8 protein-coding genes are annotated in these 12,836 nt (G+C 54.0%); all 8 read right to left on the reverse strand.

What is annotated here, in order from left to right; genetic code table 11:
• Positions 1 to 3,900 (reverse strand): DUF6531 domain-containing protein (locus ACKQAD_RS18495; protein ID WP_409161451.1); only part of this gene is annotated, 3,900 nt, incomplete at its 3' end.
• A 20-nt stretch (positions 3,901 to 3,920) separates the two neighbouring features.
• Positions 3,921 to 4,838 carry a DUF4123 domain-containing protein gene (locus ACKQAD_RS18500; protein WP_409161453.1) on the reverse strand — a complete coding sequence of 306 codons (918 nt, stop codon included), beginning with the start codon at positions 4,836 to 4,838 and terminating at the stop codon, positions 3,921 to 3,923.
• Positions 4,835 to 5,791: a DUF4123 domain-containing protein gene (locus ACKQAD_RS18505; protein WP_409161455.1), complete on the reverse strand. Its 957-nt coding sequence runs from the start codon at positions 5,789 to 5,791 to the stop codon at positions 4,835 to 4,837. The genes ACKQAD_RS18500 and ACKQAD_RS18505 overlap by 4 nt, the downstream gene beginning before the upstream one ends.
• A gap of 157 nt (positions 5,792 to 5,948) precedes the next feature.
• Positions 5,949 to 6,647: an ankyrin repeat domain-containing protein gene (locus tag ACKQAD_RS18510; RefSeq protein WP_409161487.1), complete on the reverse strand. Its 699-nt coding sequence runs from the start codon at positions 6,645 to 6,647 to the stop codon at positions 5,949 to 5,951.
• Between the two features lie 80 nt (positions 6,648 to 6,727).
• Entirely contained in the window at positions 6,728 to 8,098 is a 1,371-nt protein-coding gene (locus tag ACKQAD_RS18515) for a Tle-like phospholipase domain-containing protein (RefSeq protein WP_409161456.1), read from the reverse strand.
• Positions 8,099 to 8,107: 9 nt separating this feature from the next.
• A complete protein-coding gene (locus ACKQAD_RS18520; RefSeq protein ID WP_409161457.1) occupies positions 8,108 to 10,144 on the reverse strand; it encodes a type VI secretion system Vgr family protein in 2,037 nt (678 codons plus the stop codon).
• Positions 10,145 to 10,348: 204 nt separating this feature from the next.
• Entirely contained in the window at positions 10,349 to 10,867 is a 519-nt protein-coding gene (locus ACKQAD_RS18525; RefSeq protein ID WP_409161459.1) for an Hcp family type VI secretion system effector, read from the reverse strand.
• A 595-nt stretch (positions 10,868 to 11,462) separates the two neighbouring features.
• Positions 11,463 to 12,818 carry a tetratricopeptide repeat protein gene (locus ACKQAD_RS18530; protein ID WP_409161460.1) on the reverse strand — a complete coding sequence of 452 codons (1,356 nt, stop codon included), beginning with the start codon at positions 12,816 to 12,818 and terminating at the stop codon, positions 11,463 to 11,465.
• Between the last annotated feature and the right edge of the window lie 18 nt (positions 12,819 to 12,836).

The following is a 12,836-nucleotide window of genomic DNA, read 5'->3' on the forward strand; positions in this document are numbered from 1 at the left end:
GCTGTCGTAACCAAACAGCCGAGCCTGACGCCGCCGTCCCGCATCGCGGCGCTCCGCCGTCACCTGACCGGCTCCGTTCAGCCGGAATGCCTGCTCCCCCCAGTGACTGTCGCTGATACCCGTCAGACGGTCCAGCACATCGTACTGGTAGCGGCGCTCCAGCACGTCATTCACCCGGCCGTCCGCCCCTTCCAGCGCCTGACGCTGCAACAGCCCCGTCGGGCTCCATTCATGGCACAGTGAAAACCCGCTGCCGTTACTGCGCCGCCGCTCTTCTCCCGCTGACGTGTGGCTGAACTGCAACGGCTGGTGTGAGCCAATGCTCAGCGACGACAACCGACCCGACTGCCACACCAGTTGCAGCGGCGCCAGTATCCCCTCCACCACCGCACGCTGACCACCCGCGTTATAACCGCTCTGCACCGCCTCGCCGTTCACCGTTTCCGACGTCACCTGGCCTGCACGGTTATAGGCGTATTCCACTACCGCATCCGGGCTGGCGGCTTTGGTCAGCCGGCCGGCTACGTCATACACCAGTTCCGTGATACCGTCCGTTTCCCCGTCCGCCTTCCGTGCCGTGATGCGCGTTATCCGCCCTGCCGCATCATGCTCATAGTGCAGTGCGCTGCCATCCGGCGCGCTGCGCCGCACCAGGCGGTCTGCCACATCGTACTGATACCGGTACACCCGGCCGTCGTAATGCCGCTCCTCGCTCAGTCGCCCGCTGGAGTCAAAGCCGTACGTCCAGTCCCGTCCCTGACTGTTCGTCACCCCGGCGAACTCCGCTTCCGCGTTATAATGGTAGCGCACCGTCGCCCCCAGCGGGTCGGTCGCTTCCAGCAGGTTATCGAACGCGCCATAGCGGAACTGGTAGCGCTGACCCAGCGCATCCGTCACCGCCGTCAGGTTACCTTCCACATCGTAACCAAACCGCGTCTCGCTGCCGTCTTCGTACACCACTTTTGACGGCGACTCACGCACGCCGTCATACTCCCAGCGCCGCACCTGCACGCCTGCCTCATGCCCGATATGTCGCTCCGTCAGGCGGTCAAGGTCGTCATAGCGGAACATCACCGCTGGTGCATTATCCCGTTCAAGACGGCTCAGCAGCCCACGGCGGTTATAGTGGTAACGCTGTAACACGCCGTCCGGGCCTATTACCGTCGACAATTGCCCCGTTTCACCATAACCGTACAGCCACTCGCGCCCTTCCGGGTCGTTCACCTCAACAACCTGGCCGGCAGCATTGCGCTGATAGCGCCATTCACTGCCCAGAGGATCGAGATAGGCCAGCAACTGTCCGTTATCGTCATACACATAGTGATGCGTCGCGCCATCAGGCAGCGTCACTTCTGTCACCTGCCCCCAGTCGTTGCGCTGATAGACCGTGCGACCACCCAAGGGGTCGGTCTCCGCCACCAGTTGGTTATCCACCCATTCGAACCGGGTCTCGCCACCGTCAGGCGTGCGCTGGAGCAGGATATTATTGCGTTCATCTCGTACGTAGCTGAATACCCCGCCAAATCCGCTGTGATAATGGCTAGACAGGGTGTCATCGTCGTATTCAAAGTGACCTGGCCAGTAGCCTTCCGACGTTCTGTCACGGATGGCACGGCCTTTTTGATCGTAGTCATGCTCAACCCAGGTCGAACCTAAATCCGACCAGCGCAGCAGCCAGCCTTCCGGTGAATAGCAATAGTCAAAGTTACGCCCCTCATCCGCCCGCACGCTCAGTAAATGTCCGCGACGATCGTAGGTATAGCTGACCAGCGTTTTTAAAGGCTGGCGCTGCGGGGTACACAGCATCAGTGTCGTGATCCTGCGGTGTTCAGTGGTGACGTGAATCAAACGCCTGTCCGGTAGTACCACCCAGCACAGTTCACCCAGCATCCACTCGAAAGTCACTCGATGACCCGCTGCATCGTCAATCGACGTCAGGCAAAGCTGGAGACCGAGCGCATGCTCAAACCGGTAGCGCAGGCCATCAACATGATGGAGGACGAGTTCCCCCTGCTGGCGGGTCAGCCGCCATTGAGGATTTGACGATGAGCGGCTGACCTCTCCTTCACCAGGGAGGGTGAAGAATGCCTGATTGAATTCACCATCCGTTAGCGTTGCCACCCCGTTGTTGAGCGTTAGGCTGATATCCCAGTTAGTGCGCCATAGCGTTCCCAGTAAGCCGGGATGGCGTTTTCCCGTGGAGCGATAGTAGCGTTGCAGTGGCAACGGCAATATCCCCGTTAGCTGAATATCAGTACGTTTCTCCACCACCGCACCCGTTGCCATATCGACCGGGTCGCCATTTTGCTTGCTATCTTTGCTATCTGCCTTGTTAGTACCATTCTGATTATTCGCATCCTGCTCAGCCCCCTTTTTACCCGATGGCTTTTCAGTATTTCTACCCGCATTAATGCTGTTCGCCTCTTCCGGAGGGGATTCACTTTTTTTCTTTACGGGCTCTTGCGGTTTGGGTTTTTCTGCAACGGCATCAGTGGGTTTTGACGGTTCAGCCTTGTGTGGCACATTTTCTTCTGGAGTTTGTTTTTTAGGCCGATGGTCTTTTCCTTTGTCACCATCAGACTTGGCATCACTTTGTTTAGTGGCGGTTGGCGAATCGGCAGGCTCAGATTTTGAACCCGAAGATGGACTGGCCGCCCTGCTTTCCGCCGTCGTATGGCTTGGCGAGGCATCGGCCTTTTTCGCAAAGGAGCCTTTAGGACGCGGGCTACCGGAAACCCGTGTCACAATCAGAGGAATAAACTTATCAAATTCTTTCTCGAGGGTCGCAATGGCCTCGTCGTAACGTTTAACTAACTGATCCAGATAGTCGAGCATCTTGCTGAACCGATCTTTCATCAGCGCAACAATCCAGCCGTCCTTCTCTGAAGCCTTCATTGCCGTCACCAAAGCCTGCTGCATCGTCGCCAGCATCGCTTTGCCTTCCTGTCCATACTCTTTCAGCAAACCACGCAGTTTGGTGACACCTTTCACCAGATTACCGTTGGACAGGCTACGGATCGTTTTGATAGCAAACTGCACAGCCGCAGGTGATGAGGCATTTCTCAGGGCTTTAATAATCGCCCTCCCGCTCACCTTAATCGCGTCCCCCATTCCGGGAATCACCCCAATCACACACAGAACACCACCGGCCACATGCAGTGGATCGTCCATTAATTTAGGGTCTTCATAGGTTTGCCAGCACCATTCACCAATGGAGTACACGTCTAACGCTTGTCCCACCACGGGAATACAACCCAGAATAATCTCGCAGAACATCATGAGCGCAGCGTTGTCATCACCACCCGCATCCGCCGTTTCTGCCGCGAGGCTATGGTGGATCTTGTTGATGGCCTGCTTCAGTTGGCGATTACCACGGTTAATCTTTTTGTCCAGTTCCCAAAAACGACGATAGGCTTTTGTGTATTCATCCGGGATTGATGTGAGTATACCTGCACCATCAACATCAATATGTCGGTCACTGCTGTCATCGGCGTCATAGGTCACTAGCCCTTGTTTACGCAGGAGAAGGAACAGCGTGAAATACTCACCTGCTAGTGCGGCATAACCTGGAGTAGCCTGCAATACGGGGTTATTCTGAATGGTTTCCTGCGGCGTGAACTCATCTTCACCTTCTTCCAGTAGCAGTTCGAACGTACCTCCCCCCATGTCATAAATGAAACAGAGGCCGTTGGCATCCGTCTGACCGTGGATTTCTGTTTTATTGCTGTCGATGAGGACAAATGGCGCATTGGGAACCGGCTCCCCAGAGTCATAATGGTAATAAATCAGGACTTCATAACCACACTTGGCACAGCCTCCTGATATTTTTTTATCCGTGCTAAAACCCCGACTCGCTGCATCCTCGCTGGAAAGCAACGTTGCCTGCTTGTTCTGACTCATGAAATGACGTCCTTTTTATTTTATGCTTCGTCCAGGTGGTCAATCGCTGCCTGATACAGGCGATCCATACGGCTTTGCGTGCCAATGTATTCAGGCTGTACCAGAATGTTTTTTGCCCAGGTCTGATGCACGAATTCCGGCGAGAGTTCTGTCGCTAATGCCAGCCAGCGCACGATATCGCGGTCGTTATTAAAGCCGTTGTTTTTCGCCTGCTCCGTCTGCTGATGGGTAAACACCTGTAGTTCATCGTCAGACGCATTCTTCCAGTCAGCATGGTAAGTACGCAGATGCGCCATATAGCGCGCCAGATTTTGATGCCCGTACGGCACCATAATGGCGTGCCATTGTTCAGCACTCAGTTGGCGCGGCAGGATGTCTGGAATGGAATGGGGTTCGCGGGCGATGAGGTTTAAAGCGCGAACCGCGCCATCAGGAGAAATGTCGCAGAAGCTGGCTATCGGGCCATAGAGTGCACAGGCTTCTTGTGCGGAACTGGCAGATAACAACTGATTCACCACCTGCCAGTCGCCCACGCGCAGGATGGCGTTTTCCCCGGAAGGTGAGGTCACCAGGCTCCACTGCCGCAGGTGCTTCGTCACCTCAAGCAGTTGATCGAGCGGAGAATAAGCTTGCATAAACCACGCCAGCTGTAGCCCCATACCCCAGCCGGGGTGGGTGATGATGTGTTCTTTCACCAGCGACCAGTTAGCAGCGTGAAGCGGGATGCAATAGGGCGATACCGAGGCATGAACGCGTCCTGTTTCCCCCCAGTACAAACGCGTCTGTTCCAGGCTGCCTCCCCAGCGTTCGGCCAGCCACGGTACAGCATCGTTCATCGATGCCTCTGCGATAACAAAACAGCCCCCCTGAGCGATACGCGTTTGCCAGACTGCGTCATCTTCCGGCATCAGTTCAAGAAAAGGTTGCGATACACTCACAGCGTGACCTCCGTTATGTCGGGTAACTCTCCCCGCATCCAACCGGGGCGATGGTAATTAAGCTGTACACTCTCAACACGTTCAGGCTCAGATTTAAAAATCCGAATACTATCCGCTATCGAATAACGTTCAGTCAGATGAATAAAGATCGGGTGCCAATAGAATTCACTCCCGAGAACCCAGCGATGAGCGGACCAGGCTTCACATTCCGCTTCGCTGGCTTTGGGGTAATAGTGCTTCGCTAAGGCAATACCGCTAATAAAACGCGCTTTGACTATTTCAATATCCAGCGGAAAAACACACTGCGCACTGACAAACAGAAACAATTCATTCGCTAGTCGATGTAAGCGATTGTCATTGGAAAGAAGATAATATTGGTCGTGCGTTAACGTAATTTGGTAGGTGTTATTAATGCCGTCATTATTTTCATACTTAATTTCCCTCTGTGCGAATAGCTTATATTCCCCACGTTCACTCGTGACGATGGGTAAATACAGGTTATCCAGCGGGCCGAGGAAATCAGTTTGAGCAGCATGATCCAGAGTAGGCCACCAGGCCGATAAAACGTCGGGCGCATAGCTACGAAACAGCGCCCGTGTACCATCAGGCCAGAGACAGTAAATACGCTGCTGCCAAAAATTCGTTACCTGCTGCAATGTCAATGCGCCCTGCGTGAGGATCACGCCAGCATGCCGCTCCGGTTGTGTTTCCGTCAGCCAATGCAGCAGTGTTTCTCCTGGCTTGCCTTCTTCTATCTTCACCACTATCGGCGCCCAAACCTGCCAGCTTTCAGCCTCCTTCCCCAAATTCAGCTGTTGCCATATGTCCGCCGCCGCAGGTTGAAAAGCTTGCCAATATTCAGGTAATTCGGGATAACTCAGCGGTGAAATAATTGCGTATAAAGGCATATCAGACTGGCTGATTTCAAACAGGGTATAACCGTTTTCCATCATCACTATTTGCCTGTAAATAAATGAGATAATTTTAATACGATGGTTTTTATTAAAAATCACAACAGCACCCTGATAATCATGCAGATTATCAGGGCGGGAAATACAGCTTGTTTTTATGACACGACATGAATAATAAAATTGATAAATCGAAAAGCAATTACAGAGGTAATCCTTTTTCCCAACGCGCTCTCACTTCAGCAGGCGGAAGCGGTGGAAATTTAACGCCGCGATCCAGTAACAGCTGTTTTACCTTTAATGCCCAAGGATAATGAGGCGATTTAGGAGACATAATGGATAAGCTGTCTTCGACGCTCCAGGCCAGGCTAGCTCCCGTTGCTGAATAAGTATTAATATTCGCTCCCTGTTCAATCAGCCAATAGGCAATTTCATACTGGTTGAGATAGGCCGCATAGTGAGCGCTATTGGTTTTTTGCTCATCCGTTAAATTGACGTCAGCGCCCCGCTCTACGAGCAATTTGATATCGGCCCAGCGCTCCTCACCAATAGCACCAAATATTGCTGGCTGACCAAGACGTCCAATCGCATTCGGATCGCCCCCCGCATCCAGAATAATACGAAGCCAGTCAGGATCTTTCGCCCCCGCCACGGAATTGACCGCACTATCACCAAAGCCGTCTTTATAATTCGGATCGACACCCAGTTTTAGTGCCAGCGTGACCGCGTTTTTATCCTTGGTCTCATAAATCAGCCACAGCAGCGGAGTGACACCTTCTTTTCCATGAATATTCAGGTTAACGCCCTGTGACAGCTGATGACGCGCTGCTGATTCGTCACCTTTTTGAATACTTTCCAGTACGGCCACCACTGGCGGCTCAAAAAGTTCACTCGCCCGCATACTGTGTCCTCCCGCCTGACAAGCGGTTAATAATCCCAGAATAACGACGCCCAACCATTTTATCCGTGCCAGCCATTGCATTATATTCCCCTAAATGTATTGGTTATCTTCCCGATATCTTCCTTTTTCTGGCTTTCAATACCCGCAATCACCTGATCCATACCGTGGCGAGCAATCGGCGAGCCACCGACTGCGGGAAGTGCCATCATATCACCGCTTGCTTTCGGCAGGCCCCCTTCCAACAGTTTTGCTACACCAATGACTCCCCCAAGCGCCGCACCGGCGGCTCCGCCAATCAATGCACCCGCACCGGATAGCAAACCAGGAATCAAAGCCTTGCCATAGGTTTGTGCCATCGTTAATACCTCACCATCCACCGCCTGCGTCGTGATCAGCGAGGCTGTTTTCGCCAGGTCTGCACCACCTGCACGTGACACAGTATTGTTATGCAAACCCGCAGCATTAAAGGTATAGCCGGGTAATCCCGTGACACCAACGCCAGCCGACGCCAAACCGCCACCTAATGAATGCCCGACAATAACTGGCGGTGGATTGATGACTTCCTTTACTTGCTTCGCTAAATACATCGCTTGCTTGTATTGATCTGTCTCAAACCCCATTGCCTGCCCGGCATTCGTCAACCAGTCTTTCACGCCCGTCACTGCATTATTGGTTCCCCGATAGGTCAACATCGTCTCACCATTAATCGCAGACTTGAATAATGATGCACCGAAGCCCGTTTTCATATCCGTCATGTTGGCATTTTTTAGCCCAGGGATAGTGCTCGTATCCAGAATATCCAGCCCAACCGGCGCTTTAGGCAGCTTATCCAGCACGCCTCGCCGAAATTCATCGACCGAATACACATACTGGGCGGCCTCGGCGCGCAAGATGCTGTCGTTATTAAACGCCAGCCGCTTTGCCGCATCGGCTAATCCCGGCAGCGATGCGGCTTCGGTCGCCAACTTGGCACGCGCCAGATAGCGCTCTTTGCGCTGGGCGACAGAGAGCAAGTCATCAAGAATAGGCAGCTCGGCGACCGACGCCCATTCCATTAACGTCGGCAACAGCATTGGCGTCAATGCCAACAGAGGCGCTCGGCTTTTGGCCGACTGCTCGGCGCAGGGTTTCACCGGGGACTGGTAAGGCGAGTCGCCAATGATGACGTTCCCACTGCCTGCGGCAACCGAACCACCGCAGCCGATCGCATCACCGATACGCGCCGCCAGCTTGCCATTGATGATAACCGTACCGGATCCCGCAGATATGGCGCGATTATGTACGCCATGAGGCATATTTGGGCAGGGACAAGCGTGGAGTAAGACCGCATCGCTTTTACGGGCCGCCGGTTTGCCATTGATAATGACATCACCGCTGCCTTCAATAATCGGGGTAGCAGGGAAACAGCCGTGACCCGCACAGCTGTCCCCTAAACGTGCAGCACCTGGCATGGTTCCTCCTTAACGTCTGTCTGGCGCATCCGGCAACGTGGGCTTCGTCGGCTCTTCTGGCGTTATCGACACAGGCGCAGTCCCTACGCCAGCCGCTCCGCCATCGTTGATTTTCACAATCGTCCCAGAAATCGTGACGCCCGCGCTATCAATCTTGATAAAACCGCCAGGGGCTTTGATGGTCAGAGCCTGCCCCGCTTCCAGCACGATATCCGCGGCTTTCAGATAGCTGTCCGTATTTACCAGAACACGCTGGTGCGCACCGATCAGCGTCTCTTCAGAACCGGACATCGTGGTCTGACGGCTCCCTTCGATACGGGTAATTTCTCCCCCGCCGATGAACCGCTTGAACGACGCACCAATCTTCTGAATAAAACTCCGGCCAATTTCCTGATGATGATCCTGACCGATGTTTTCAAAATCATCCTTGCCTATCGTTCGGTGGCGGTGACGAGTGACCCGTTGGAACTGATCCTGAGCGACACTAAGATGCTGATCGCGCCCCACGCTTTGTCGATGGATATTGTTGATCACACCATCCATATCTTTCTGCGCGTGATAGTAAATTTGTTCACGCGTCGCCTCATCTTCAAAGCGCAGTTCGTTAAAGCCGCTACCTTTGTGGGTATCGGTACGGAGTGTGGTGCGCGTTTTATGTGCTGGTAAAACATACGGCGTCGGATTGGTGGCATGGAAGGTTCGCCCGGTGACAATCGGCTGATCCGGGTCACCTTCAAGGAAACTCACAATCACTTCATGGCCGATACGCGGGATGGCGATCATACCGTATTGCCCCCCCGCCCACCCCTGACTGACGCGCACCCAGCAGGAGCTTTGGTCGTTGCTCGCGCCGTAGCGATCCCACGGAAATTGCAGTTTTACCCTGCCAAACTGATCGCAATAAATCTCTTCCCCCGCCGGGCCAACCACCGTCGCAATTTGCGGGCCGTCCACCATCGGTTTGTACGGCATCGCGGCGCGCCACGTTGTCGTCCCTTTCACCACCGCAAAGCTGTTGCTCATGGTGGTCGGTTCGCCGCCGCTTTCCTCTTCCAGCGCCTGCGGCTGCTGCCCGACATGCGTCACGCTCACCGTCTGCCATACCGCATTCAGCATCGTATTCGGGTGCTCCGTCAGGGTGAACGTGCTGCCCGGCATCAGCCCCGCGCAGTTCGATTCCCCTTCGCTCGTTACCGCCCCTGCCCGCAGCGCATCCAGCCGGTAACCGCTGAATGCCTTGCCGCTCGGGTCTTGTTTATAGCGCCCCGGATAGTCGTAATGCTGATAGCTTTCACGCTGGTGTTCTAGCTCGCCGCTCATCTTCTTGTGCGACAGCCCGTAAGCCGGCGTCTTGAAGCTGTAGTCTTTCAGTTCCACGTCCGATGTGCTCACCCGCTCCGCGTAGTGGAAGCGCCGGACATAGTCGCCTTCGCTCAGCCCCTGTGTCGCCAGATTGAAGAACAGCTCGGGGCCTTTGGTCAGCGCCCCGGCATCGTCAGCAAACACCACCCGGTGCTTACCTTCTTCGTATTCGTGGAAGAAATACATCCCCTCCTCAGCGGCCAGACGGGTGATAAACGCCAAATCGCTTTCCCGATACTGCACACAGTATTCCCGCACCGCGTGCTCATTACGTAGCGCAAAGGCATAATCAGTGATACCCGCTTCTTCCAACAGCGCACCGATAATCGCTTCCGGCTTTTGTGCCTGAAAAATGCGGGCGTTAGTGCGCAACCCCAGTCGCCACAGCGCCGGACGGACTTCTGCCTGATAGCGCGTGCGACGAAATCCGGTGTCACCCTGCGTGAAGCCGCTGACCATCCCACTGACCCGACGTTTCAGCTCGCCTTCATACCAAATCATCAGCTCGCACGGCTGGTCCAGCACCGCACCGAAATCGACATCCGGCAGCGCGCTAGCCAGACTCAGCGACAGGCTGAAAGGTCGGTTTAGCCCCTCATCCAGCCTGAAATCCACCACCGCGAAAGTACCTGCCGCCAGGGCACCGACCTTTACGGTGAACTGTAATCCTGTACTGTTTGCCACCTGCTTTCTCCTTCTTCGCCGTTGCCATGGCTACCGCACGCCCCGAATTGCCCCGGCGCGGCACGTCACTATCCTGATTGAAATGAAATACCTGGGTTGTGGTTTGAGTCTGCCCACACCACAATTCAGGTTGATAAAAACACCCCGCCAGTACAGAGAAAAACGCAAAAACCCGGCACGGTGGCCGGGTTAAATACAGAGAGATTACGCCTCGATCGGGGCACGCCAGTCATCAGAACCAGATGTACCAGCAACCGTGTGTTCCCAGTCGATTTTGCGGTAAGCCAGCGACACTTCGATTAACTGGGTATAATCCAGTTTGGACGGGTCCTGACAGTGTGGCATCTGGCAGTCGATGTCCACGATGGTGGCATCGGTCAGAATGGTAGAGAAGAAGTGCTCTTGTTTACCTTCAACGGAAGTACGATACCATTTCAGAGTCACGGTCGGCAGCATTTCGCCAGACGCCAGGGCGTTGTACATCAGCGGAACCGCTTTGTTCAGCGCGACGGTAAATTTGAACGGCTTGTGTACACGCTGGCCGGACGGTTGACCAGACTGTGGGTCAGTCGGTACGGTCACAATGTGTTTGAATTCCTGCACCAGCATTTCGTCTTCGTGGCCTTCCACATAGATGTTGCCGACAGAATCAGACGTGAAAGCGCCCGCGGTGATGTTGCCCTGAGTTTTACCTTCGATGCTGATATAGCATGGAGTTGGCATAGTGTTGCTCCTTGTTGTTGAATAGATTTAGCTGTTGAACAGAATGAATAACTTCACGGTCTGTATAGCAATTCGTATGCCAAAATTTATCACTTTGTTTTATAAAGAAATTTATCTAACAAAAATTTCATCTAAGTAAAATTTGAGCAAAAAGTTGCGCAGACTTCGCGAATCGTTTGCAGACATTGCGCAAAAAGTGATTTACACCAGAAAGTGAGCAAGAAATTGCGCAGAATGCGCAGTTATTCTGAAAATTTGTGTTAGCGGTGAATTAACGCAATGAATGGCCAATAGAAATAGCGCTTATTAATAGTAAAAAATTATATTTGACGATAAATCGTTCATTTTCATAACGATAAGAGTAAGCAGTTACTTACGTTCTTATGAAAAACAGGCATGAAAAATCAGGCCAACCCGTAATAAAAACAGCCATAAAAACAAAAAACGGGTGCTGCTATCACGCAACACCCGCCTGTTTATTGCCGCTATGTATGCTACGAAGAGCTGAACAGACCACACTGTGGGTTCAGCTTTAACGACTGACGACCAGCGGTTGCCTATCCGCAAGTGAACACCGACGAGCGACCACCCCGAATTACTCTGTTTTCCCCGATGACCAGTGCATCGCCAGCCGCTGTCCGGCTTTGATTTCATCCGGCTGCATTGTCGCCTCCAGATCGTTACGCGCATGAATGGCTTCGGGCATTCCCTCCGTCGCCGCCATGGCATACCAGGCGTAAGCATGAATACGGTTGCGGGATGCGCCCAGCCCATCCTGACGCATCATACCCATACGATACTGCGCCATACGGTTACCGTCATTGGCCGCCAGACGGTACTGTTTCATCGCCTCAACATAATCCTCTTTTCCGCCTTGCCCCAGCCGCAGCATCTCACCATAAGCCAATCGGGATTCGGTGTCTCCCGCTGAGGCCGCTTTGGCATATTCTTCACGCGCACGCGCCAATTCGTTCGCGTTAAATAACCGTTCACCCAACTCGCGTTGCGCCCGGAAATAGCCCGCTGAGGAAGCCTGAACCAGATACTGTTCGCGCTTTTCATGGGTTGTCTGGCTCTGGCTGAGCAAATAATCGGCCTCGCCCGATCCGCCAGCGGCAGCGCGCTCTAGCCAGTAACGCGCTTTTTGCTCATCCCAGGGTAAGCGCTTACCTTCACGGTATGCTTTCCCCAGCCAAAGCTGGGCTTCAGCATCGCCTGATGACGCAGATTTTTGATACCAGTTCAGCGCATCTTCGCCGTCTTCATGCCGCGCCATCCATAACTGCGCCTGTGCCTGTCCCAGCGTCGCCGCACGGAAATACCAGCGTTCAGCCAGATCGCGACGAATCACTACGCCGTTGCCTTGTTCATAGCGCTGCGCCAACTGGTATTGCGCATCCCGATTGCCAAGTTCGGAGGCCTGTAACAACCATGACACAGCCTCTTTTTCACCACCCGCATGCGTCGCGTGCCACTGGGCGACGATCAATTGCGCAGGGGGATAACCATTTTCCGCTGCGGATTCAAATGCACTCAGGCAGGCCGCCACTAATTTCCCCTGATGCTGAACCTGACAGTCCATGCCGAGGCGATGCCCTGCTTCACCATTTCCCAAACGTGAAGACGTTGTCCACCACTGACGGGCAAATGGGCTGTTCTTTGGCGCCCCCAGCCCAGCCTGATACCAGTCCCCCACCTGAAGCGCGGCGGCAGCGCGCATTGCCTGATTGCCCGAGAATTCAGACCGCACAGCCGCCTTTTGCATCCACTGCATCGCGTCGGTGTACTGCGAACGTGCGGCTAGCGTCTTTGCCAAGTGATATTGCGCTTCCCCGTTTCCTCGGTTCGCTGACGCCGCTAATTCTGTTTCAGACAGCGACGTAACCGGCGTCTGACATGACGCCAGCCAGCAGAACGACAGCGCTATCAATAATTTTTTGTATTTCATCATGTGCTCAGCACTTTTCCC

Origin of the sequence: Pectobacterium artocarpous (assembly GCF_046159765.1) — a bacterium.
Taxonomy (GTDB): domain Bacteria; phylum Pseudomonadota; class Gammaproteobacteria; order Enterobacterales; family Enterobacteriaceae; genus Pectobacterium.

Excerpts from the sequence above, each read along its gene's own strand:
- ACKQAD_RS18515 (WP_409161456.1), bottom strand. The coding sequence starts at position 8,098 with ATGCCAGGTGCTGCACGTTTAGGGGACAGCTGTGCGGGTCACGGCTGT.
- ACKQAD_RS18510 (WP_409161487.1), bottom strand. The coding sequence starts at position 6,647 with ATGCGGGCGAGTGAACTTTTTGAGCCGCCAGTGGTGGCCGTACTGGAA.
- ACKQAD_RS18505 (WP_409161455.1), bottom strand. The coding sequence starts at position 5,791 with ATGATGGAAAACGGTTATACCCTGTTTGAAATCAGCCAGTCTGATATG.
- ACKQAD_RS18525 (WP_409161459.1), bottom strand. The coding sequence starts at position 10,867 with ATGCCAACTCCATGCTATATCAGCATCGAAGGTAAAACTCAGGGCAAC.
- ACKQAD_RS18530 (WP_409161460.1), bottom strand. The coding sequence starts at position 12,818 with ATGATGAAATACAAAAAATTATTGATAGCGCTGTCGTTCTGCTGGCTG.